This window comes from Sorangium sp. So ce131 (assembly GCF_051519095.1).
GTDB lineage: Bacteria > Myxococcota_A > Polyangia > Polyangiales > Polyangiaceae > Sorangium.
This window is the reverse complement of the sequence record NZ_CP150455.1, coordinates 11128858-11154860: the sequence shown is the minus strand read 5'-3', so window position 1 is coordinate 11154860 and position 26003 is coordinate 11128858. Positions and strand designations below refer to the sequence as shown.

2 protein-coding genes (1 of these 2 running past the window's edge) are annotated in these 26003 nt (G+C 68.8%); one reads left to right on the top strand and one right to left on the bottom strand.

Annotated elements, in window-relative coordinates:
- Nucleotides 1-222 precede the first annotated feature (222 nt).
- The gene (locus WMF43_RS40420; RefSeq protein WP_437673219.1) at nt 223-1515 is read left to right on the top strand and encodes an NTP/NDP exchange transporter; all 1293 of its coding nucleotides are present in this window, start codon (nt 223-225) and stop codon (nt 1513-1515) included.
- Between the two features lie 22 nt (nt 1516-1537).
- Here the strand turns inward: WMF43_RS40420 and WMF43_RS40415 are convergent, their stop codons facing one another.
- On the bottom strand, nt 1538-26003 hold the 3' end of the coding sequence (locus tag WMF43_RS40415) for a hypothetical protein (protein WP_437673218.1). 28181 nt of this gene lie beyond the right edge of the window; only the last 24466 of its 52647 coding nucleotides appear in the window; the start codon falls outside the window, past its right edge — the gene reads right to left on this strand; it ends in the stop codon at nt 1538-1540.

Sequence of the window (26003 nt, the reverse complement as noted above, 5' to 3'; positions counted from 1 at the left end):
CCGCCGTGAGCGCCGCGTTCCCGTCCCCTGCGCCCGCGCCAGGGGTCCCTGCGCCCGCGCCAGCCGGCGCCCCCGCGGCCGCCCGCCGGGCCGGCAGGGCGCCGCCTCCCGCCTTGACACATGCGGCGCGCCGTTATGCAGTGGGCGACCGATGCTGCGCCCGCCGCCCCGCCTCCCGACGCCCGCCGCGCGCGGCCTCGTCCCGGGAAGAGCGGTATCCCGTTGAGCTCTGCGACTGCGCTGCTCCGGCGGCTCTGCCAGGTGAAGGACGGCGAGGTCGCGGCGCTCCTCTGGAGCTTCGCCTACTTCTTCTGCCTCCTGTTCAGCTACTACGTCATGCGCCCCGTGCGCGAGGAGATGGGCATCTCCGGCGGCATGGACAAGCTGCCCTGGCTGTTCACCGCGGTCTTCGCGTCGATGCTCGCGGCCGTGCCCGTGTTCTCCGCGCTCGTGGCGCGCTTGCCGCGGCGGCGGTTCATCCCGATCGTCTATCACTTCTTCGCGTCGAACCTCCTCGTCTTCTTCGGGCTGCTCTCGCTCGGCGCGCCGCGCGCGGCGGTGGGCAAGGTCTTCTATGTCTGGCTGAGCGTCTTCAACCTGTTCGCCGTGTCCGTGTTCTGGGGGTTCATGGCGGACCTCTGGCGCAGCGAGCAGGGCAAGCGCCTCTTCGGCTTCATCGCCGCCGGCGGCAGCGCGGGCGCGCTCGCCGGCTCGTTCGTCACGGCCGCGCAGGCCAGGCAGATCGGGACCGCGAACCTCCTCCTCCTGTCGGCGGCGCTGCTGGAGCTCGCCGTGCTCTGCGTCGGGCGGCTGAACCGCCTCGCCGGGCGGCTCGAGGGCGGCGGCGCGGCGCGGCCCGAGGCGGCCGCGGCGGAGGAGCGCATCGGCGGGGGCGCGCTCCGCGGGGTGACGCTCGTCCTGCGGTCGCCGTACCTGCTCGGGATCTGCGCGCAGACGCTCTTCCTGTCCATGACCGCGACGGTGCTCTACTTCGAGCAGGCGCGGATCGTCTCCGCGCAATCGATGGATCCCGCGCGGCGGACCGAGATGTTCGCCACCATCGATCTCACCGTGAACGTGATCACGATCCTCGTGCAGGTGCTCGTGACCGGCAGGCTCATGACGCGGGTCGGCCTCGGGGTCGCGCTCGCGGTGGTCCCGGTGGTCACGGGCGTCGGGTTCGCGGCGCTCGCGGCGCAGCCCACGCTCTGGATGATCGCGGCGTTCCAGGGGCTCCGGCGGGCGATCCACTACGCGGTGGACCGGCCTGCGCGGGAGATCCTGTTCACGGTGGTCGCGCGCGAGGAGAAGTACAAGGCGAAGAGCTTCATCGACACCGTGGCGTTCCGCGGCGGCGACGCCGCGAGCGCGTGGACGCTCTCGGGGCTGTCGGCGCTCGGGCTGAAGGCGGCGGGGCTGTCGCTGCTGATGGTGCCTGTCGCGGGGGTGTGGGTCCTCCTGAGCCGTTACCTGGCGAGGAGGCAGGCGGAGCGCGCCCGCGGCGAGGTGGGCTGAGGCGCCCGAGGCGGGCGCCGGCTCAACGGACGCAGCTGCAGGTGGAGTGCCCGCCATCGGGCGAGTCCGCGCCCTGCTTGCCCTTCCTGTCGACGAGCTTGGCCTCCAGGCCGAGCTGCTGGAGGAGCTGGGTGGCGAGCGCCATGGCCTCCTGCTTGTCCGCCTGCGTTGGCGGGGAGGACCACGTCCCGCTCTTCGCGACGAGCTGCCTCACCAGCGCGATGGGCCCGGGGAGGGGCTCGGCGCCGTCGAGGGCAGCCGACGTGTCGCTCGCTTGCGGGGGCGGCGCCTCGTCCGACGTGTCGTCCTCGGGAAGGTATCCGCCGAGCTCGTCGGCGGCGTCATCGCCCTCGGAGTCGGAATCGTCCTCGTCCTCGGAGTCAGAATCGCTGTGCTCGGAGTCAGAATCGCTGCTGGAGTCGTCGGCCTCCGAGAGGGGCGTGGGGGTCGTCGCGCCGGGGAGCGCGGAGGCCGCCGTGGCGTTGCGACCGGTATGGACGTAGCTCGTGAGCAGGTGCGCGGTGCCGTCGGGCTTGACCCGCGCGATGGTCTTGGTCGCGCCGTGCCAGAACACGATGTTGGTCGCGCCGGTCTCGTCGGTGCGTGCCTCGGCGAAGGTGGCATTGCGGACGGCGTCGCGCGCCTTGTCGAGGTAACGTTGCACGTCCTCGGCCGGCGGCACGGCCGTGGCCCGCTGCTCCGGCGTGAGGAACTCGTCGGCGTGTTTGGCGGCGTGGTACGCGGCGGTGCTCGCCGACTCGAAGCGCAGCTCGCTGGCCCCGTCTTTGAGTTGCTGCACCGGGTCGTCGCCCCGGTCGAGCGTGACGTCGCCCACGGCGTCGGCGTCCCGGGCTGCTTGCTGCTGGTCTTGCCAGCGCCTCTCCACGTCGACCTCGTTGAGGCTGCCCTGCATCGAGGCGACATAGAACTCGAAGCGCTCGACGAAGCTGTTGACGCTGTCTGCCCCTCGCAGCGCGAACTCGGCCGCGGGGCTGCGCAGGTCCTGGCGTACGTCGGCGCTCACCAGGTCGTAGAGCCGCACGAGCGCGTCGTGCCGCATCTGGCCGCCGTCGGCGAAGATGGGGACTGAGGAGGGGTCGTCGATGCCGCTGTCCTGGAGGAAGGGGACGACTTGGTCGAGCTGGGGCTTGAAGCGCAGGCGCTCCTGTCCGCGGTGCGAGCCGGACAGGTCGACGGTGGCCTGGTCCTTGGGGGACCAGGGCATGCCGTCGTTCAGGTTCTTGACGAACATGAGCAGCTTGCTGAACTGCCCGCCGCGGTGGAGCTCCTGGAGCCTCGCCGGATGCAGCTTGACCTGGCCGCCCAGGTCGAACATGCCGTCGGTCTCCGTGAGCTGGATGTCCGCGTCGCTGATGCGCTCTCGGGCGACGTCGAGGAAGTCGTCGAGCGGAGCGTCCTTGTCGAGCCCGTCCTCGAACCGCCACGGCTGCGGGCCGACGTAGACGCCGTCGTCGATCCGCGGCATGCCCGGTTGTCCGGTGTCGGAGAAGCCGTTGTCCTTCTTGTCCCACTTGGACTGGCCGTCGCGCTCGCGCCAGCGGTAGACGTGGTAGTGGGGCGCGTTGTGGCCTGGCTGGTTGTGGTCGCTCAGGTCCACGTCGATGAGGATGTGCTCCTCCGGCTGCCCTTCCTTCTGCGGCGGCGCCTTGGCGTGGACGCGGTATTGATAGATGCGCCCGGTCGAGGCGTCGACCTTCATCTCGGGCGCGCCGAGCGGATAGCCCGCGGCGTCGTTGTCGGGGGTCGCGCGCCATCGCGGCAAGAGGTCGCGCTCGAAGGCGGGGCTGTCGTCCTCGAAGCGTCCGGCGATCTCGTCGGGGACGAGCTCGCGGATGGCCTTGGGAGAGAACCCGAGATCGTGCATGAGCTGGATCAGCGCATAAGGCGACGTGACCCGCGTGGAGTGCAGGAGCAGCGACTTGTCGAGCAGCGGGGCCTTGTGCTCCTTCATCGACGAGAGGATGCTCTCGGCGTTGTCGCGTATGGCGTGGAGGATCTCGGGCTCGAGCCTGTAGCCGCGCTGGTAGAACTTGAGCGCGCGCCCGAGGTTCCAGGGCGCGTCGCGGAGGTGCTCGACGACGGCCCTCTGCCGCTCCTCGACGGGCCTGGAGGGGCCCGGATCGGCGACGAAGCGGAGCCTGCCGAGGAGCTGGTCCTCGATGCCGCCGTCGAGCGGATCTTCGACATCGCCGCTCTCGCCCAGGTAGAGCGCGTTCATGCGGAAGTCGCGCTTGAGGGCGTCTTCCATGACGTCGAACGGGACGGGAGCGCTGGTGTCGTCGGCAGCGGTGATGTCCACCACGCTGTCGCCGCTGCCGACCTGGAGCAGGTGCAGGTCGGCGACGGGGTTGACGGGGAGGGAGCTGAAGGCGGCGTCGCTGCGCAGCGCGTCCTCGAGCCGCGACATGGGCATGTTGGTCTTGAGATCGACGTCGTTGGGCGGGTTGCCGCTGAGGGAGTCGCGGACGGCGCCTCCGACGATGTAGACGTCGTACCCGTGGCTGCGGATGAGACCGATGAGGTCATTGACCCGGCGGGTGTTGCCGACGGGGTAGTCGAGGAGCGCGGAGCCCGTGGGCGCGCTCGGGGGGGGCGCGGCGTCCTCGTCCGAGGCGGTGGGCGGCGTACCCAGGTTGGGGATCGCATGGGCCTTGAGCGCGCGGCCCATCAGCTGCGGGGAGAAGTACGGCTTGCCGCCCGGGGTATGAGCCTTTACGAAGTCGGTGAACGCCGTCTGCCCGCGGGCCGCGGCGTTGATACCGGCGAGGCCCAGCATGGGGGTGAGGATGCCGTGGTCGCTGGTGGCGAAATGAGGCACCGCGGTCGCGCCGCGCTCGATGGCGCGCCGGGAGAAGAAGGTGTCGGCGACCATGCTGCGGTCTGCGCTGCCCTTCTTCTCGCCGACCGAGCGGCTCGTGAGCTCGTCGAACCCTTGTTCGTAAGGACCCTTGTTGCGGCCGGGCAGGCTCGGGTCGAGCGGGACGCCGAGCCAGGGGAGCTCTGTGCCATCGGAGGTGGTGAACGTGGTGCCGACGATGTCGCCGTACTGGAACAGCTCGCCGACGCCGACGTTGGTGAGGCGCAGGTCCGTGATGTCGTGCTCGTCGATCAAGGCCTCCACCTGATCGAGGATGTGGCGCTTGGCGGGCGACAGCTCGTCGCGCGGCTTGAGGAGCGCGTCGACGAGGTTGGAGTCGACGACGAGCGAGCTTGACGAGAGCGGCGGGGAGAGCGCCGGGTCCGTCGCGCGCTGGGCGTGGTTGGCCAGGTGCTCGATGATGGGGCGGATGTTGGCGACCTTGCCCTTGTCCATGGCGCGCGCGAGCATGCCGGCGAAGGCGCGCTCGCCGATGGCGCGGTTGAGCTGGTCGGCCTCGGCGCGGGTGAGCCAGTGCCCCTTGCGGCCCCGCTTGAGGATCGAGCGAGGCGGCTCCTCGTCGCGCGGCGGGGGCGGCGGCGGGTTGCGCAGCGCGGCCAGGTCGGCGTCGGCGAGGTCCTCGAGCGACTCGAAGGCTCCCATCGCGTTGGCGGCGTCGAAGGCCTGCTCGCGCTCCTCCCCGTCGTAGAGGCGGAGCACGATCTCGAGCTCGGCCTTCAGAGCTTCACCCGCGAGCGAGCCGCTCAGGGCCTTGCGCAGCACCTCGACGAACGGCCTCGTCCCCTCGTCCGCGGCTCCCAGCACGCCGTCTTCGGCGATCGCCTGGCGCACGGCCGGGCTGTCGATGTTGTCGAGCAGCGACCGCTGGAGCGCGTCGTAGTAGGGAACTCCCCAGATCCACTCGGGGATGAGCTGCTGAGCTGGGGTCTCGCGCGGGGGCTTGGGCGGCCTTGCCTGGCGCTGCGCTTCGAGGTCAGCGGCGAAGTCGATGTCGAATCCGCCGAACGGAGCGTCATCGGCCGCCCAGCCCGCCGCGGGAGAGGTCGTGCGTCCGGGCGAGCCGGCGTTGCTGCTCGCGTCCGAGGAGGAGGATTTACGCGCGCTGCTCTCGGGCCGCTCCCGAGGGGCGGGTGACCCCTCGGAACGCTCGTCCCCAGAGCTGTCTTCATCGGTGTTGTCGCCTTGGCCGATCGTCGAGCGGCCCTGATCCCGCTGGAGCGTGTCCAGCACGAGCGCGACGTGGGGCTCGAGGTGATGGTTCAGCTCGTCGGCGGACAGGTCGAGCAAGCTGGGGCTGAACGCCAGCCACTTGTCGATGATCTCCTCGGCCAGCTGCGTGGCGGCGGGCAGCTCGAGGGGCAAGAGCTCCAGGATTTGCGGGATGAGCTGCGAATCGATGGCATTGACGACGAGGTCCGCGACGTCGTTCAAGTGCCGCTCCGGAACGTGATTGACGAGGGTCTGATGCAGCCCTGACGCCGTGAGCTGGACCGCCGCGGGATCGAGCGTTCGCGGCGCCCTATCAGCCTGGTCAACGATGATGGCGCCGCCTCGCGTCGGCGAAGGCGAAGAGCCACGTCGCGCGCGGACGACGGCGGCGGGCGTGGTCCCGGGCGCGTTGAGGCGTTGGATCTGCTCTCGCAGGAACTGCGGATTCCTGATCCTGAAGCGATCCATCGGACGGAGACGCAGTCGACCTCTCTGGGGGTGGCCGTGCAGCTGGAGCAGCAGGCGCGCGGCCTCCGGGGAGACCGTGCGTACCAGATCGCCTGCGTCTCTCGGAGAGAGCGCGAAGGTGTCACGAAGCCAGTTGCGGACATCCCTGTCGTACCGGCGCCACTCCGCGGGATTCTGGAAGGTCTGCACACCGATCTGCGGCGCCTGCTGGGGCTGGAGCTCCCGTTCTCTGTTCGCGGGAGCGCCGGCGAGCAGATCGGCCGGATCGTCGGCATTCTCCGGGGTCCCGGACGGTCCGCCCGAGGTGAGGGGTGCCTGCTGCTGGGCGGAGGCGCCGAGTGCCGGCGTTTGCGGCGGGAGAGAGGTGCCGTGGGTGATGGCGGCGAAGACCTTCGGAATGTCCTTCTTGTCGACGCGTACGGGGAAGGAGCGCCCCCAGGACTGGAGCGGCACGACGATGGAGTCGCCGAGGTCGGTGATGGGGCCGTCGATCGGCGCGTGGTGTGGGGTGACGGCGGTGGGCGCGCCGAGCTGGGGGACCTTGGCGGGATCCTGAGGCGCGGTGGAGCTGGCGCCATGCGCCTTCGCTGCGTTCCAGAGCGCCTTGCCGTCGATCACGGTGGCGACCGCAAAGCCACCCTGCGCGGTCTGCTGAAGGGCGTCGTTGACGCGCGTGACGTCGTGACCCCCGGGCGAGCTGGGGAGCATGACGCTGGCGTTCGCTCCGGGCGCCGAGCTGAAGAGACTCGCGACCTGCCTCGCCGAGGCCAGCAGGTCGCCTTGCTTCGTGTCGACGCCAGGCCGATTGGCGTCGTCGGTCTGCTGCTCGAGCTTGCCGAGGGTGTCGGGGGCGTGCAGCTCGACGAAGCCGCGGGCGAGCAGGTGGTCGAGCAGGTGGCGATCCAGATCCTTTCGGACCTTGTCCTTCGTCAGGCTATCGTCTTTGGCCTTGGCGGTCTTGAGGCCGTTGACCAGCGGCCTTGTGGGCGCCGGTCCGAGCGCTGGCGGGGCATCTGCCGTCATCACCCGCCGGATGAGGTCGAGGTCGTCGCTGAGCGTGGCCTTGCCCGAGCCCTGCTGTGCGAGGTGGTCGTCCTTCGGGGAGCTCGCGAACTGGCCGAGCGGCTTGCCCGTGAAGAGCGTGGCGACCAGGTGAGAGGTGGTGGCGAGATCGTTCTTCAGCGTCGGGTAAAGGAAGCTCGTGATCGCGCAGTTGGTGAAGGCCGATTGCGAGAGCGAGGCGGGGTTCTTGATGAGCTCACTCATCCGGTCGATGACCGAGGGGCGCACGTTCTGGTGCTGGAGCAGCCCGGTCAGGAGCTGGATGGCCTCCTCCTTGTCCGCCTCGTTGGCCGGGTGTGACCACGTGCGGCTCTTCTGATCGAGCGCCTTGATCAGATCGTCGAGCGTCTTCCCTTGATCCTGTGGGCTCGGCTCGACCTGGTCGCTGCTTCCGGTGGTGGTCGGGGCGGGGGAGGGAGCCGCGCTCGGCGCGGCGGCTCCGTTGAAGTGGTCGCCCGAGCCCGCCTGCGGGCCCGTTGTTGAGGCGGCCCCCGCATGTTGCGCCGGTTGCTCGGAGGGACTCTCTGTCATCCCGGCTTGCGGCGGCGGAGCAGCTGTCCAGTCGTCGTCGTCCGCAGCGGGGTTATAGCCTGCCTGCTCGTCCTCCGGTGACCGGGTGTCCTGGAGCTCTTGCGGCGGCTGGGTGCGCGGTCCGACGAGCTCGTTGAGTGCGTCCTTGCCCCTCAGGGCCAGGTCTTGCTCGAACTGCTCGGCGCGTTGCCTGAGGGCATCTACCCAGTTGTCCCCCAGCTTACTCAGGTCGACGGTGCGCGCGTTCTTGACGGTCTCGTCGCCGATCTTGTCCTGCTTGAGGCCGCCGACGCTGGAGATGGGGTTGGCGGTCTTCTCGGTGGAGAACACGTTGTGGACGTAGCCAACGGTGCTCGGCGCGTGAGGGCCGGTGGTCTCGATGCCGATCTGCAGGGCGCCCTTCCTGCCCGGCTTGGGCGGCCTGTAGCCGATGAACATGTGTCCGTGGGCGCCGTCGGGGAGGATGACGTCGCCGTTGAAGTCCTTGAGGCCGAGGCCGCCGACGGCGAGGTTGATGCCATAGAGCTCTGTGTCGTCGAGCTTGGACTTGATGGCGGCGAAATGGCCGCCCTCCTCCTTGAACTTCCCGCCGCTGAGGGCGGTGTGATGGGTCCCGAAGGAGCGCTTGAACACGCCGGTTTTCGGGTTGCCGTGCTCGTCGGTGATGCCGAGGAACTCGGTGAGCGCGTAGGGCGCGCTGCCCTTGGGGACCTGGACGTTGACGCGGCCGCCGTGGGAGAGGAGCTTGGCGACGGGCACGTCCTGGAGCGGGACATGGCTCTTTGCGCTGTCGTCGTAGATCTCGGCGCCCGCCTGCAGCAGGTGGAAGACGTTCTTGAGCACCTCGAGCGACTGCCGGTGCCTGTCGATGACCTGCTCCTTGGAGAGCTTGTTCTTGCTCTTCTTCGGGTCGGGGACGGCGCCCTGGTCGATGGCGAATGTCGCTGCGTTGTTGAGCTCGGTTTGCGCGAGGGTCTTGGCCCATTCTGCGGCGATGCGCCGGTCGATCTCCCTGGTGAGCGCGTCTCTGTGCTCCTGATCGGAGGCGTGCTTGGCCTCCATCGACTGGGCCACGGCGGCAGGAGGGCTGCCCTCGAAGCGCTGGCCTTCCTCGCCGCTGCTCATCTTGCGCGCGACGTAGCTGGCGAGCACGACCTTGCTGGCCTTGTGGAGCGGGTGGAAGCCGCGGTACCGCTCGGGGTTGTCGTCGTCGTTGTCCGACAGGTACTTCTCGACCTCGTCGAGCGTGAGCATGCCGGCGGCGTTGAGCCAGCGCTGGCCCTCGGGGGTCGAGGAGAGCTGCTCGAAGGTAACCCACTCGACGTCGCTGAGCAGCGGCCCCTTCGGGAAGCGTCCGCCGATCTGCTTCTTCATGGTCTTGGGGTCGTCGTCGAAGCCGCCGCCGTGGAGCTGTCCAGCGATCCTGGGGATATCGCGCTTGACCCTCTCGCGGTTTGCGAAGCTCGTGTCGGTCCGCCAGAGGGTCTTGTTGATCGCCTTGTCGACGATCCAGGTCACCGCCTCGATGGGGACGGGCGCCGCCTCATCGGGCGTGTTTTCCGAGAATGGGGCCGGCTCGTCCTCGAACTCGTCGGAGTCCGGGGGCGGCTCGAACACCTCATCGTCGTCGCTGTCCGAAGCAGGGTTATACCCTGCGAGCATGTTCTCCGGGACATCGTCGGGCAGTTGCTGGGTGCCCTGGAGCGCTCGCGGCCGCTGTGTGAGCGGGCCGAAGAGCTCGTCCGACGCATCGTCCTCAGGAAGGTACCCGCCGAGCTGGTCGGCGGCGTCCTCGTCCTCGTCCTCGGAGTCAGAGTCGTCCTCGTCTTCGTCTTCGTCTTCGTCCTCGTCCTCGTCCTCGTCCTCGTCTTCGTCCTCGTCCTCGTCCTCGGAGTCAGAATCGCTGTGCTCGGAGTCAGAATCGCTGCTCGTATCGTCCGCCTCCGAGAGGGGCGTGGGGGTCGTCGCGCCGGGGAGCGCGGAGGCCGCGGTGGCGTTGCGACCGGTATGGACGTAGCTCGTGAGCAGGTGCGCGGTGCCGTCGGGATTGACCCGGGCGATGGCCTTGGTCGCGCCGTGCCAGAACACGATGTTGGTCGCGCCGGTCTCGTCGGTGCGTGCCTCGGTGAAGGTGGCATTGCGGACGGCGTCGCGCGCCTTGTCGAGGTAACGTTGCACTTTCTCCGCCGTGGGCCCGGCGGTGGCCCGCTGCTCCGGCATGAGGAACTCGTCGGCGTGTTTGGCGGCGTGGTAGGCGGCGGTGCTCTCCGACTCGAAGCGCAGGTCGCTGGCCCTGTCCTTGAGCTGCTGCACCGGATCGTCGCCCGGGTCGAGCGCGACGTCGCCCGCGGCATCGGCCTCCCGGGCTGCGTCCAGCTGGTCTTGCCAGCGCGCCTCGACGTCGACCTCGTTGAGGTTGTCCCGCATCGAGGCGACATAGAACTCGAAACGCTCGACGAAGCTGTTGACGCTGTCGGCCCCCTGCAGCGCGAACTCGGTCGCGGGGCTGCGCAGATCCTGGCGGACATCGGCGCTCACCAGGTCGTAGAGCCGCACGAGCGCGTCGTGCCGAATCTGGCCGCCATCGGCGAAGATGGGGAGTGAGGAGGGGTCGTCGATGCCGCTGTCCTGGAGGAAGGGCACGACCTGATCGAGCTGGGGCTTGAAGCGCAGGCGCTCCTGTCCGCGATGCGAGCCGGACAGGTCGACGGTGGCCTGGTCCTTGGGGGACCAGGGCATGCCGTCGTTCAGGTTCTTGACGAGCATGAGCAGCTTGCTGAACTGCCCGCCGCGGTGGAGCTCCTGGAGCCGCCTCGGATGCAGCTTGACCTGGCCGCCCAGGTCGAGCATGCCGTCGGTCTCCGTGAGCTGGATGTCCGCGTCGTTGATGCGCTCTCTTGCGACGTCGAGGAAGTCGTCGAACGAGGCATCGCTGTCGAGCCCGTCCTCGAACCGCCACGGCTGCGGGCCGATGTAAACGCCGTCGTCGATCCGCGGCTTGCCCGGTTGCCCGGTGTCGGAGAAGCCGTTGTCCTTCTTGTCCCACTTGGACTGGCCGTCGCGGTTGCGCCAGCGGTAGACGTGGTAGTGTGGCGCGTTGTGGCCTGGCTGGTTGTGGTCGCTCAGGTCCACGTCGATGAGGATGTGCTCCTCCGGCTGTCCTTCCTTCTGCGGCGGCGCCTTGGCGTGGACGCGGTATTGATAGATGCGCCCGGTCGAGGCGTCGACCTTGATCTCGGGCGCGCCGAGCGGATGGTCCGCGGCGTCGTTGTCGGGGGTCGCGCGCCATCGCGGCAAGAGGTCACGCTCGAAGGCGGGGCTGTCGTCCTCGAAGCGTCCGGCGATCTCGTCGGGGACGAGCTCGCGGATCGCCTTGGGAGAGAACCCGAGATCATGCATGAGCTGGATCAGCGCATGGGGCGAGTTGACCCGCGTGGAATGCAGGAGCAGCGACTTGTCGAGCAGCGGGGCCTTGTGCTCCTTCATCGACGAGAGGATGCTCTCGGCGTTGTCGCGTATGGCGTGGAGGATCTCGGGCTCGAGCCTGTAGCCGCGCTGGTAGAACTTGAGCGCGCGTCCGAGGTTCCAGGGCGCGCTGCGGAGGTGCTCGACGACGGCCCTCTGCCGCACCTCGACGGGCTCGGAGGGGCCCGGGTCGGCGACGAAGCGGAGCCTGCCGAGGAGCTGGTCCTCAATGCCGCCGTCGAGCGGATCTTCGACATCGCCGTTCTCGCCCAGGTAGAGCGCGTTCATGCGGAAGTCGCGCTTCTGCGCGTCCGCCATGACGTCGAGCGGTCCTGGCACGCTGGTCTCGTCGCCGGTGGTGATGTCGATGACGTTGTCGCCGCTGCCGACCTTGAGCAGGCGCAGGTCGGCGACGGGGTTGACGGGGAGGGAGCTCAAGGCGGCGTCGCTGCGCAACGCGTGCTCGAGCCGCGACATGGGCATGTTGGTCTTGAGATCGACGTCGTTGGGCGGGTTGCCGCTGAGGGAGTCGCGGACCGCGCCGCCGACGACGTAGACGTCATATCCGTGGCTGCGGATGATGCCAATGAGGTCATTGACCCGGTGGGTGTTGCCGACGGGCGTGTCGAGGAGCGCGGAGCCTGTGGGCGCGCTCAGGGGCGGCGCCTCCTCGTCGTCCGCGGCGCGCGTCGGCGTATCCAGGTTGGGGAGCGCGGGGATCGCGTGGGCCTTGAGCGCGCGGCCCATCAGCTGCGGGGAGAAGTACGGCTCGCCGCCTGGGGTATGATCCTTTACGAAGTCGGTGAACGAGGTCTGCCCGCGGCCCGTGGCGTCGATGCCGGCGAGGCCCAGCATGGGGTTGAGGATGCCGTGGTCGCTGGTGGCGAAATGAGGCACCGCGGTCGCGCCGCGCTCGATGGCGCGCCGGGAGAAGAAGGCGTCGGCGACCATGCTGCGGTCTGCGCTGCCCTTCTTCTCGCCGACCGAGCGGTTCGTGAGCTCATCGAATCCTCGTTCGTAAGGACCCTTGTTGCGGCCGGGCAGGTTCGGATCGAGCGGGACGCCGAGCCAGGGGAGCTCTGTGCCATCGGAGGTGGTGAACGTGGTGCCGACGATGTCGCCGTACTGGAACAGCTCGCCGACACCGACGTTGGTGAGGCGCAGGTCCGTGATGTTGTGCTCGTCGATCAAGGCTTCGACCTGATCGCGGATGTGGCGCTTGGCGGCGGGCAGCTCGTCGCGTGGCTTGAGGAGCGCGTCGACGAGGTTGGAGTCGACGACGAGCGAGCGTGACGTGAGCGGCGGGGAGAGCGCCGGGTCCGCCGCGCGCTGGGCGTGGTTGGTCAGGTGCTCGATGATGGGTCGAATATTGGCGACCCTGCCCTTGTCCATGGCGCGCGCGAGCATGCCGGCGAAGGCGCGCTCGCCGATGGCGCGATTGAGCTGGTCGGCCTCTGCGCGGGTGAGCCAGTGCCCCTTGCGGCCCCGCTTGAGGACCGAGCGAGGCGGCTCCTCGTCGCGCGGCGGGGGCGGCGGCGGCGGGTTGCGCAGCGCGGCCAGGTCGGCGTCGTCGAGGTTCGCGAGCGACTCGAGCGCTCCCATGGCTTCGGCGGCGTCGAACGCCTGCTCGCGCTCCTCCCCGTCGTAGAGGCGGAGCACGATCTCGAGCTCGGCCTTCAGAGCTTCACCCTCGAGCGACCTGCTCAGGGCCTTGCGCAGCACCTCGACGAACGGCCTCGTCCCCTCGTCCGCGGCTCCCAGCACGCCGTCTTCCGCGATCGCCTGGCGCACGGCCGGGCTGTCGATGTTGTCGAGCAGCGACCGCTGGAGCGCGTCGTAGTAGGGAACTCCCCAGATCCACTCGGGGATGAGCTGCTGAGCTGCGGTCTCGCGCGGGGGCTTGGGCGGCTGTGCCTGGCGCTGTGCTTCGAGGTCATCGCTGAAGTCGATGTCGAATCCGCCGAACGGATCGTCCTCGGCCGTCCAGCGCGCCGCGGGGGAGGTCGTACGTCCGGGCGAGCCGGCATTGCTGCTCACGCCCGAGGAGGAGGATTTACGCGCGCTGCTCTCGGGCCGCTCCCGAGGGGCGGGCGACCCCGCGGAGCGCTCGTCTCCAGAGCTGTCGTCGCTCGTTTCCTCGCCTCGGCCGATGGTCGAGCGGCCCTGATCCCGCTCGAGTGTGTCCAGCACGAGCGCGACGTGGGGCTCGAGGTGATGGTTCAGCTCATCGGCGGGCAGGTCGAGCAAGCTGGGGTTGAACGCCAGCCACATGTCGATGAGCTCCTCGGCCAGCCGCGCGGCGGCGGGCAGCTCGAGGGGCAAGAGCTCCAGGATCTGCGGGAGGAGCTGCGAATCGATGGCCCTGATGACGAGGTCCGCCACGTCCGGCAGGTGCTGCTCCGGGACGTGGTTGACGAGGGTCTCGTACAGCCCAGACGACGTGAGCTGGACCGCTGCGGGATCGAGCGCTCGCGGCGCCACATCAAGCTGGTCAACGATGATGGCGCCCTCTCGCGTTGGCGAAGGCGAAGTCCCACGTCGCGTGCGGGCGACGGCGGCGGGCGCCGCCCCGTGCGCGTCCCCGGGCGTGTCGAGGCGCTGGAGCTGCTCTCGCAGGAACTGCGGATTCCTGATCCTGAAGCGATCCATCGGGCGGAGCCGCAGTCGACCTCTCTGGGGGTGGCCGTGCAGCTGGAGCAGCAGGCGCGCGGCCTCCGGGGAGACCGTGCGTACCAGATCGCCTGCGTCTCTCGGAGAGAGCGCGAAGGTGTCACGAAGCCAGTTGCGGACATCCCTGTCGTACCGGCGCCACTCCCCGGCGTTCTGGAAGGTCTGCACACCAATTTGCGGCGCCTGCTGGGGCTGGAGCCCCCGATCTCTGCTCGCGGGAGCGCCGGCGAGCAGGTCGGCCGCGTCCTCGGCGTCTTCCGAGGTCCCGGACGGTCCGCCCGAGGTGAGGGGCGCCGGCGCCTGCTGCTGGGCGGAGGCGCCGAGGGCCGGTGTTTGCGGCGGGAGAGAGGTGCCGTGGGTGATCGCGGCGAAGACCTTCGGAATGTCCTTCTTGTCGACGCGTACGGGGAAGGAGCGCCCCCAGGACTGGAGCGGCACGACGATGGAGTCGCCGAGGTCGGTGATGGGGCCGTCGATGGGGGCGTGGTGTGGGGTGACGGTGGCCGGCGCGCCGAGCTGGGCGACCTTGGCGGGATCCTGAGGCGCCGAGGAGCTCGCGTCATGGGCCTTCGCAGCTTCCCAGAGCGCCTTGCCGTCGATCACGGTGGCGACCGCGAAGCCACCCTGCTCCGTCTGCCGAAGGGCGTCGTCGACGCGTGCGACGTCGTGGCCCCCGGGCGAGCTGGGGAGCATGAGGCCGGCGTTCGTTCCGGGCACGGAGCTGAAGAGATTCGCGACCTGCCTCGCCGAGGCCAGCAGGTCGCCTTGCTTCGTGTCGACGCCAGGGCGGTTGGCAGCGTCGGTCTGCTGCTCGAGCTTGGCGAGGGTGTCGGGGGCGTGCAGCTCGACGAAGCCGCGGGCGAGCAGGTGGTCGAGCAGGTGGCGATCCAGGTCGTTCCGGCCCGCGTCCCGCTTCAGTGTGTCGCGTTTGGCCTTGGCGGTCTTGAGACCATTGACCAGCGGCCTCGTCGGAGCCGGTCCGAGCGCGGGCGGGGCATCGTCCGTCATCACCCGCCGGATGAGGTCGAGGTCGTCGCTGAGCGTGGCCTTGCCCGAGCCCTGCTGTGCGAGGTGGTCGTCCTTCGGGGAGCTCGCGAACTGGCCGAGCGGCCTGCCCGTGAAGAGCGTGGCGACCAGGTGAGAGGTGGTGGCGAGATCGTTCTTCAGCGTCGGATAAAGGAAGCTGGTGATCGCGCAGTTGGTGAAAGCCGATTGCGAGAGGGAGGCGGGGTTCTTGATGAGCTCACTCATCCGGTCGATGACCGAGGGGCGCACGTTCTGGTGCTGGAGCAGCCCGGTCAGGAGCTCGATGGCCTCCTCCTTGTCCGCCTCGCTCGCCGGGTGTGACCACGTGCGGCTCTTCTCATCGAGCGTTTTGATGAGATCATCGAGCGTCTTGCCTTGATCCCGTAGGCTGGCCCCGGCCTGCGCCGGTTGCTCGGAGGGGCTCTCCGTCTTCTCGGCTTGCGGCGGCGGGGCAGCTGTCCAGTCGTCGTCGTCCGCGGCGGGGTTATACCCTGCCCCCATGTCCTCCGGTGACCGGGTGTCCTGGAGCTCTTGCGGCGGCTGGGTGCGCGGTCCGACGAGCTCGTTGAGCGCGTCCTTGCCCCTCAGGGCCAGGTCTTGCTCGAACTGCTCGGCGCGTTGCCTGAGGGCATCTACCCAGTTGTCCCCCAGCTTACTCAGGTCGACGGTGCGCGCGTTCTTGACGGTCTCGTCGCCGATCTTGTCCTGCTTGAGGCCGCCGACGCTGGAGATGGGGTTGGCGGTCTTCTCGGTGGAGAACACGTTGTGGACGTAGCCAACGGTGCTCGGCGCGTGAGGGCCGGTGGTCTCGATGCCGATCTGCAGGGCGCCCTTCCTGCCCGGCTTGGGCGGCCTGTAGCCGATGAACATGTGTCCGTGGGCGCCGTCGGGGAGGATGACGTCGCCGTTGAAGTCCTTGAGGCCGAGGCCGCCGACGGCGAGGTTGATGCCATAGAGCTCTGTGTCGTCGAGCTTGGACTTGATGGCGGCGAAATGGCCGCCCTCCTCCTTGAACTTCCCGCCGCTGAGGGCGGTGTGATGGGTCCCGAAGGAGCGCTTGAACACGCCGGTTTTCGGGTTGCCGTGCTCGTCGGTGATGCCGAGGAACTCGGTGAGCGCGTAGGGCGCGCTGCCCTTGGGGACCTGGACGTTGACGCGGCCGCCGTGGGAGAGGAGCTTGGCGACGGGCACGTCCTGGAGCGGGACATGGCTCTTTGCGCTGTCGTCGTAGATCTCGGCGCCCGCCTGCAGCAGGTGGAAGACGTTCTTGAGCACCTCGAGCGACTGCCGGTGCCTGTCGATGACCTGCTCCTTGGAGAGCTTGTTCTTGCTCTTCTTCGGGTCGGGGACGGCGCCCTGGTCGATGGCGAATGTCGCTGCGTTGTTGAGCTCGGTTTGCGCGAGGGTCTTGGCCCATTCTGCGGCGATGCGCCGGTCGATCTCCCTGGTGAGCGCGTCTCTGTGCTCCTGATCGGAGGCGTGTTTGGCCTCCATCGACTGGGCCACGGCGGCAGGAGGGCTGCCCTCGAAGCGCTGGCCTTCCTCGCCGCCGCTCATCTTGCGCGCGACGTAGCTGGCGAGCACGACCTTGCTGGCCTTGTGGAGCGGGTGGAAGCCGCGGTACCGCTCGGGGTTGTCGTCGTCGTTGTCCGACAGGTACTTCTCGACCTCGTCGAGCGTGAGCATGCCGGCGGCGTTGAGCCAGCGCTGGCCCTCGGGGGTCGAGGAGAGCTGCTCGAAGGTAACCCACTCGACGTCGCTGAGCAGCGGCCCCTTCGGGAAGCGTCCGCCGATCTGCTTCTTCATGGTCTTGGGGTCGTCGTCGAAGCCGCCGCCGTGGAGCTGTCCAGCGATCCTGGGGATATCGCGCTTGACCCTCTCGCGGTTTGCGAAGCTCGTGTCGGTCCGCCAGAGGGTCTTGTTGATCGCCTTGTCGACGATCCAGGTCACCGCCTCGATGGGGACGGGCGCCGCCTCATCGGGCGTGTTTTCCGAGAATGGGGCCGGCTCGTCCTCGAACTCGTCGGAGTCCGGGGGCGGCTCGAACACCTCATCGTCGTCGCTGTCCGAAGCAGGGTTATACCCTGCGAGCATGTCCTCCGGGACATCGTCGGGCAGTTGCTGGGTGCCCTGGAGCGCTCGCGGCCGCTGCGTGAGTGGGCCGAAGAACTCGTCCGACGCGTCGTCCTCAGGAAGGTACCCGCCGAGCTGGTTGGCGGCGTCCTCGTCCTCGGAGTCAGAATCGTCCTCGTCCTCGTCCTCGTCCTCGTCCTCGTCCTCGTCCTCGTCCTCGTCCTCGACGTCAGAATCGTCCTCGTCCTCGTCCTCGTCCTCGTCCTCGGCGTCAGAATCGTCCTCGTCCTCGTCCTCGGAGTCAGAATCGCTGCTCGAGTCGTCGGCCTCCGAGAGGGGCGTGGGGGTCGTCGCGCCAGGGAGCGCGGAGGCTGCCGTGGCGTTGCGACCGGTATGGACGTAGCTCGTGAGCAGGTGCGCGGTGCCGTCGGGGTTGACGCGGGCGATGGTCTTGGTCGCGCCGTGCCAGAACACGATGTTGGTCGCGCCGGTCTCGTCGGTGCGTGCCTCGGTGAAGGTGGCATTGCGGACGGCGTCGCGCGCCTTGTCGAGGTAACGTTGCACGTCCTCGGCCGGCGACACGGCCGTGGCTCGCTGCTCCGGGGTCAGGAACTCGTCGGCGTGTTTGGCGGCGTGGTAAGCGGCGGTGCTCGCCGACTCGAAGCGCAGGTCGCTGGCCCTGTCTTTGAGTTGCTGCACCGGATCGTCGCCCCGGTCGAGCGTGACGTCGCCCACGGCGTCGGCATCCCGGGCTGCGTCCAGCTGGTCTTGCCAGCGCGCCTCGACGTCGACCTCGTTGAGGCTGCCCTGCATCGAGGCGACATAGAACTCGAAGCGCTCGACGAAGCTGTTGACGCTGTCGGCCCCTCGCAGCGCGAACTCGGCCGCGAGGCTGCGCAGGTCCTGGCGCACGTCGGCGCTCACCAGGTCATAGAGCCGCACGAGCGCGTCGTGGCGCATCTGGCCGCCATCGGCGAAGATGGGGAGTGAGGAGGGGTCGTCGATGCCGCTGTCCTGGAGGAAGGGCACGACCTGATCGAGCTGGGGCTTGAAGCGCAGCCGCTCCTGTCCGCGGTGGGATCCGGACAGGTCCAAGGTGGCCTGGTCCCTGGGGGACCAGGGCGTGCCGTCGTTCAGGTTCTTGACGAGCATGAGCAGCTTGCTGAGCTGCCCACCGCGGTGGAGCTCCTGGAGCCGCTTCGGATGCAGCTTGACCTGGCCGCCCAGGTCGAGCATGCCGTCGGTCTCCGTGAACTGGATGTCTGCGTCGCTGATGCGCTCTCGGGCGACGTCGAGGAAGTCGTCGAGCGGAGCGCCCTTGTCGAGCCCGTCCTCGAACCGCCACGGCTGCGGGCCGACGTAAACGCCGTCGTCGATCCGCGGCATGCCCGGTTGACCGGTGTCGGAGAAGCCGTTGTTCTTCTTGTCCCACTTGGACTTGCCGTCGCGTTCGCGCCAGCGGTAGACGTGGTAGTGGGGCGCGTTGTGGCCTGGCTGGTTGTGGTCGCTCAGGTCCACGTCGATGAGGACGTGCTCCTCCGGCTGCCCTTCCTTCTGAGGCGGCGCCTTGGCGTGGACGCGGTATTGATAGATGCGTCCGGTCGAGGCGTCGACCTTCATCTCGGGCGCGCCGAGCGGATGGTCCGCGGCGTCGTCGTCGGGGGTCGCGCGCCATCGCGGCAAGAGGTCGCGCTCGAAGGCGGGGCTGTTGTCCTCGAAGCGGCCGGCGATCTCGTCGGGGACGAGCTCGCGGATGGCCTTGGGAGAGAACCCGAGATCATGCATGATCTCGATCAGCGCATGGGGCGAGTTGACCCGCGTGGAGTGCAGGAGCAGCGACTTGTCGAGCAGCGGGGCCTTGTGCTCCTTCATCGACGAGAGGATGCTCTCGGCGTTGTCGCGTATGGCGTGGAGGATCTCGGGCTCGAGCCTGTAGCCGCGCTGGTAGAACTTGAGCGCACGTCCGAGGTTCCAGGGCGCGTCGCGGAGGTGCTCGACGACGGCCCTCTGCCGCACCTCGACGGGCTCGGAGGGGCCCGGGTCGGCAACGAAGCGGAGCCTGCCGAGGAGCTGGTCCTCGATGCCGCCGTCGAGCGGATCTTCGACATCGCCGTTCTCGCCCAGGTAGAGCGCGTTCATGCGGAAGTCGCGCTTCTGCGCGTCCGCCATGACGTCGAACGGGACGGGAGCGCTGGTGTCGTCGGCAGCGGTGATGTCGACGACGTTGTCGCCGCTGCCGACCTTGAGCAGGCGCAGGTCGGCGACGGGGTTGACGGGGAGGGAGCTGAAGGCGGGCTCGCTGCGCAGCGCGGCCTCGAGCCGCGACATGGGCATGTTGGTCTTGAGATCGACGTCGTTGGGCGGGTTGCCGCTGAGGGAGTCGCGGACGGCGCCTCCGACGATGTAGACGTCGTATCCGTGGCTGCGGATGAGGCCGATGAGGTCATTGACCCGGCGGGTGTTGCCGACGGGGTAGTCGAGGAGCGCAGAGCCCGTGGGCGCGCTCGGGGGGGGCGCGGCGTCCTCGTCCGAGGCGGTGGGCGGCGTACCCAGGTTGGGGATCGCATGGGCCTTGAGCGCACGGCCCATCAGCTGCGGGGAGAAGTACGGCTCGCCGCCTGGGGTATGATCCTTTACGAAGTCGGTGAACGAGGTCTGCCCGCGGCCCGTGGCGTCGATGCCGGCGAGGCCCAGCATGGGATTGAGGATGCCATGGTCACTGGTGGCGAAATGAGGCACCGCGGTCGCGCCGCGCTCGATGGCGCGCCGGGAGAAGAAGGTGTCGGCGACCATGCTGCGGTCGGCGCTGCCCTTCTTCTCGCCGACCGAGCGGCTCGTGAGCTCATCGAACCCTCGTTCGTAAGGACCCTTGTTGCGGCCGGGCAGGTTCGGGTCGAGCGGGACGCCGAGCCAGGGGAGCTCTGTGCCATCGGAGGTGGTGAACGTGGTGCCGACGATGTCGCCGTACTGGAACAGCTCGCCGACGCCGACGTTGGTGAGGCGCAGGTCCTTGATGCCGTGCTCTTTGATCAAGGCCTCCACCTGATCGAGGATATGGCGCTTGGCGGGCGACAGCTCGTCGCGCGGCTTGAGGAGCGCGTCGACGAGGTTGGAGTCGACGACGAGCGAGCGTGACGAGAGCGGCGGGGAGAGCGCCGGGTCCGCCGCGCGCTCTGCGTGGTTGGTCAGGTGCTCGATGATGGGGCGGATGTTGGCGATCCTGCCCTTGTCCATGGCGCGCGCGAGCATGCCGGCGAAGGCGCGCTCGCCGATGGCGCGGTTGAGCTGGTCGGCCTCTGCGCGGGTGAGCCAGTGCCCCCTGCGGCCCCGCTTGAGGATCGAGCGAGGCGGTTCCTCGTCGCGCGGCGGGGGCGGCGGCGGGTTGCGCAGCGCGGCCAGGTCGGCGTCGGCGTCGTCGAGGTCCTCGAGCGACTCGAGCGCTCCCATGGCTTCGGCGGCGTCGAAGGCCTGCTCGCGCTCCTCCCCGTCGTAGAGGCGGAGCACGATCTCGAGCTCCGCCTTCAGAGCTTCACCCTTGAGCGAGCCGCTCAGGGCCTTGCGCAGCACCTCGACGAACGGCCTCGTCCCCTCGTCCGCGGCTCCCAGCACGCCGTCTTCGGCGATCGCCTGGCGCACGGCTGGGCTGTCGATGTTGTCGAGCAGCGACCGCTGGAGCGCGTCGTAGTAGGGAACTCCCCAGATCCACTCGGGGATGAGCTGCTGAGCTGCGGTCTCGCGCGGGGGCTTGGGCGGCTGCGCCTGGCGCTGCGCCTCGAGGTCATCGCTGAAGTCGATGTCGAATCCGCCGAACGGATCGTCCTCGGCCGTCCAGCGCGCCGCGGGGGAGGTCGTACGTCCGGGCGAGCCGGCGTTGCTGCTCGCGTCCGATGAGGAGGATTGTTGAGCGCTGCTCCCGGGCCGCTCCCGAGGGGCAGGTGACCCCTCGGAGCGCTCGTCTCCAGAGCTGTCGTCGCTCTTGTCCTCGTTTCGGCCGATCATCGAGCGGCCCTGATCCCGCTGGAGCGTGTCCAGCACGAGCGCGACGTGGGGCTCGAGGTGATGGTTCAGCTCGTCGGCGGGCAGGTCGAGCAAGCTGGGGTTGAACGCCAGCCACTTTTCGATGATCTCCTCGGCCAGCCGCGCCGCGGCGGGCAGCTCGAGGGGCAGGAGCTCCAGGATTTGCGGGAGGAGCTGCGAATCGATGGCCTTGACGACGAGGTCCGCCACGTCCGTCAGGTGCTGCTCCGGGACGTGATTGACGAGGGCGTCGTACAGCCCTGACGGCGTGCGCTGTACGGTCTCGGGAGCGACCCTCGCCGGCGACACGTCAGGCCGGGCAATGATGATGGCCCCGTCCCGCGCCGGCGACCTCGAAGCCCGGCGCGGCGCCCGGGTGGCGGCAGGCGCCGCCGTGGGCGCGTTGAGCCGCTGCAGCTGCTGTCGCAAGAACCGTGGATCGCTCACCCTGAAGCGGTCCATCGGGCGGAGCTCCAGCTGGCCCCTCCGGGGGTGATCGTGCAGCTGGAGCAACAGGGGCGCGGCCTCCGCGGAGACCGCGCTCATCAGGATGTTTGCGTCCCTCGGAGAGAGGCCGAAGGTGTCACGAAGCCAGTCGCGGACATCCTCCTTGAACCGGCGAAAATCTCTGGCGTTCCCGAAGGTCTGCACGTTCGCGGGGGCGCCCGCGAGCAGGTCGCTCGGGTCCACGCCGCCTTGCGCGGTCGCGGACCCCCCGCTCGCGTCGTGGTGCGCCGGAGCTTCCCGCTGGGTGGAGGCGTCGAGAACCGGTGCGTGCGGCGGGAGAGAGGTGCCGTGGGTGATGGCGGCGAAGACCTTCGGAATGTCCTGCTTGTCGACGCGTACGGGGAAGGAGCGCCCCCAGGACTGGAGCGGCACGACGATGGAGTCGCCGAGGTCGGTGATGGTGCCGTTGATCGGCGCGTGGTGTGGGGTGACGGCGGTGGGCTTGCCGAGCTGGGGGACCTTGGCGGGATCCTGAGGCGTGGTGGAGCTGGCGTCATGGGCCTTCGCTGCTTCCCAGAGCGCCTTGCCGTCGATCACAGTGGCGACCGCGAAGCCACCCTGCGCGGTCTGCTGAAGGGCGTCGTTGACGCGCGTGACGTCGTGACCCCCGGGTGAGCTGGGGAGCATGACGCTGGCGTTCGCTCCGGGCGCGGAGCTGAAGAGGCTCGCGACCTGCTTCGCCGAGGCCAGCAGGTCGCCTTGCTTCGTGTCGACGCCAGGCCAATTGGCGTCGTCGGTCTGCTGCTCGAGCTTGGCGAGGGTGTCGGGCGCGTGCAGCTCAACGAGGCCCCGGGCGAGCAGGTGGTCGAGCAGGTGGCGATCCAGATCCCTTCGGACTTTGTTCTTCGTCAGGCTGTCGTCTTTGGCCTTGGCGGTCTTGAGGCCGTTGACGAGGGGCCTTGTGGGCGCCGGTCCGAGCGCTGGCGGGGCATCTGCCGTCATTACCCGCCGGATGAGGTCGAGGTCGTCGCTGAGCGTGGCCTTGCCCGAGCCCTGCTGTGCGAGGTGGTCGTCCTTCGGGGAGCTCGCGAACTGGCCGAGCGGCTTGCCCGTGAAGAGCGTAGCGACCAGGTGAGAGGTGGTGGCGAGATCGTGCTTCAGCGTCGGATAAAGGAAGCTGGTGATGGCGCAGTTGGTGAAGGCCGATTGCGAGAGCGAGGCGGGGTTCTTGATGAGCTCACTCATCCGCTCGATGACCGAGGGGCGCACGTTCTGGTGCTGGAGCAGCCCGGTCAGGAGCTCGATGGACTCCTCCTTGTCCGCCTCGCTCGCCGGGTGCGACCACGTGCGGCTCTTCTGATCGAGCGCGTTGATCAGATCATCGAGCGTCTTCCCTTGATCCTGTGGGCTCGGCTCGACCTGGTCACTGCTCCCGATGGTGGTCGGGGCGGGGGAGGGAGTCGCGCTCGGCGCGGCCGCTCCGCTCAGGATGTCGTCCGAGCCCGCTTGCGGGCCCGATGTTGATACGTTCCCCGCTTGCTGCGCCGGTTGCTCGGCGGGGCTCTCCGTCATCCCGGCTAGCTGCGGCGGCGGGGCAGCTGTCCAGTCGTCGTCGTCCGCGGCGGGGTTATACCCTGCCCCCATGTCCTCCGGTGACCTGGTGTCCTGGAGCTCTTGCGGCGGCTGGGTGCGCGGTCCAACGAGCTCGTTGAGCGCGTCCTTGCCCCTCAGGGCCAGGTCTTGCTCGAACTGCTGGGCGCGTTGCCTGAGGGCATCGACCCAGTTGTCGCCGAGCTTGCTCAGGTCGACGGTGCGCGCGTTCTTGGTGGTCTCGTCGCCGATCTTGTCCTGCTTGAGGCCGCCGACGCTGGAGATGGGGTTGGCGGTCTTCTCGGTGGAGAACACGTTGTGGACGTAGCCAACGGTGCTGGGCGCGTGAGGGCCGGTGGTCTCGATGCCGATCTGCAGGGCGCCCTTCCTGCCCGGCTTGGGCGGCCTGTAGCCGATGAACATGTGGCCGTGGGCGCCGTCGGGGAGGATGACGTCGCCGTTGAAGTCCTTGAGGCCGAGGCCGCCGACGGCGAGGTTGATGCCGTAGAGCTCTGTGTCGTCGAGCTTGGACTTGATGGCGGCGAAATGGCCGCCCTCCTCCTTGAACTTCCCGCCGCTGAGGGCGGTGTGATGGGTCCCGAAGGAGCGCTTGAACACGCCGGTGGTGGGGTTGCCGTGCTTGTCGGTGATGCCGAGGAACTCGGTGAGCGCGTAGGGCGCGCTGCCCTTGGGGACCTGGACGTTGACGCGGCCGCCGTGGGAGAGGAGCTTGGCGACGGGCACGTCCTGGAGCGGGACATGGCTCTTTGCGCTGTCGTCGTAGATCTCGGCGCCCGCCTGCAGCAGGTGGAAGACGTTCTTGAGCACCTCGAGCGACTGCCGGTGCCTGTCGATGACCTGCTCCTTGGAGAGCTTGTTCTTGCTCTTCTTCGGGTCAGGGACGGCGCCCTGGTCGATGGCGAATGTCGCTGCGTTGTTGAGCTCGGTTTGCGCGAGGGTCTTGGCCCATTCTGCGGCGATGCGCCGGTCGATCTCCCTGGTGAGCGCGTCTTTCTGCTCCTGATCGGAGGCGTGCTTGGCCTCCATCGACTGGGCCACGGCGGCAGGAGGGCTGCCCTCGAAGCGCTGGCCTTCCTCGCCGCCGCTCATCTTGCGCGCGACATAGCTCGCGAGCACGACCTTGCTGGCCTTGTGGAGCGGGTGGAAGCCGCGGTACCGCTCGGGGTTGTCGTCGTCGTTGTCCGACAGGTACTTCTCGACCTCGTCGAGCGTGAGCATGCCGGCGGCGTTGAGCCAGCGCTGGCCCTCGGGGGTCGAGGAGAGCTGCTCGAAGGTAACCCACTCGACGTCGCTGAGCAGCGGCCCCTTCGGGAAGCGTCCGCCGATCTGCTTCTTCATGGTCTTGGGGTCGTCGTCGAAGCCGCCGCCGTGGAGCTGTCCAGCGATCCTGGGGATATCGCGCTTGACCCTCTCGCGGTTTGCGAAGCTCGTGTCGGTCCGCCAGAGGGTCTTGTTGATCGCCTTGTCGACGATCCAGGTCACCGCCTCGATGGGGACGGGCGCCGCCTCATCGGGCGTGTTTTCCGAGAATGGGGCCGGCTCGTCCTCGAACTCGTCGGAGTCCGGGGGCGGCTCGAACACCTCATCGTCGTCGCTGTCCGAAGCAGGGTTATACCCTGCGAGCATGTCCTCCGGGACATCGTCGGGCAGTTGCTGGGTGCCCTGGAGCGCTCGCGGCCGCTGCGTGAGTGGGCCGAAGAACTCGTCCGACGCGTCGTCCTCAGGAAGGTACCCGCCGAGCTGGTTGGCGGCGTCCTCGTCCTCGGAGTCAGAATCGTCCTCGTCCTCGTCCTCGTCCTCGTCCTCGACGTCAGAATCGTCCTCGTCCTCGTCCTCGTCCTCGGCGTCAGAATCGTCCTCGTCCTCGTCCTCGTCCTCGGCGTCAGAATCGCTGCTCGAGTCGTCGGCCTCCGAGAGGGGCGTGGGGGTCGTCGCGCCAGGGAGCGCGGAGGCTGCCGTGGCGTTGCGACCGGTATGGACGTAGCTCGTGAGCAGGTGCGCGGTGCCGTCGGGGTTGACGCGGGCGATGGTCTTGGTCGCGCCGTGCCAGAACACGATGTTGGTCGCGCCGGTCTCGTCGGTGCGTGCCTCGGTGAAGGTGGCATTGCGGACGGCGTCGCGCGCCTTGTCGAGGTAACGTTGCACGTCCTCGGCCGGCGACACGGCCGTGGCTCGCTGCTCCGGGGTCAGGAACTCGTCGGCGTGTTTGGCGGCGTGGTAAGCGGCGGTGCTCGCCGACTCGAAGCGCAGGTCGCTGGCCCTGTCTTTGAGTTGCTGCACCGGATCGTCGCCCCGGTCGAGCGTGACGTCGCCCACGGCGTCGGCATCCCGGGCTGCGTCCAGCTGGTCTTGCCAGCGCGCCTCGACGTCGACCTCGTTGAGGCTGCCCTGCATCGAGGCGACATAGAACTCGAAGCGCTCGACGAAGCTGTTGGCGCTGTCGGCCCCTCGCAGCGCGAACTCGGCCGCGGGGCTGCGCAGGTCCTGGCGGACGTCGGCGCTCACCAGGTCGTAGAGCCGCACGAGCGCGTCGTGCCGCATCTGGCCGCCGTCGGCGAAGATCGGGAGCGAAGCGGGATTGTCGATGCCGCTGTCCTGGAGGAAGGGCACGACCTGATCGAGCTGGGGTCTGAAGCGCAGGCGCTCCTGTCCGCGGTGGGAGCCGGACAGGTCCAAGGTGGCCTGGTCCCTGGGGGACCAGGGCATGCCGTCGTTCAGGTTCTTGACGAGCATGAGCAGCTTGCTGAGCTGCCCGCCGCGGTGGAGCTCCTGGAGCCGCCTCGGATGCAGCTTGACCTGGCCGCCCAGGTCGAGCATGCCGTCGGTCTCCGTGAGCTGGATGTCCGCGTCGTTGATGCGCTCTCTGGCGACGTCGAGGAAGTCGTCGAGCGGGGCGTCGCTGCCGAGCCCGTCCTCGAAGCGCCACGGCTGCGGGCCCAGGTAGAAGCCGTTGGTGGTCTGCGGCAGCTCCGGCTGCCCGGTGTCGGAGAAGCCGTTGTTCTTCTTGTCC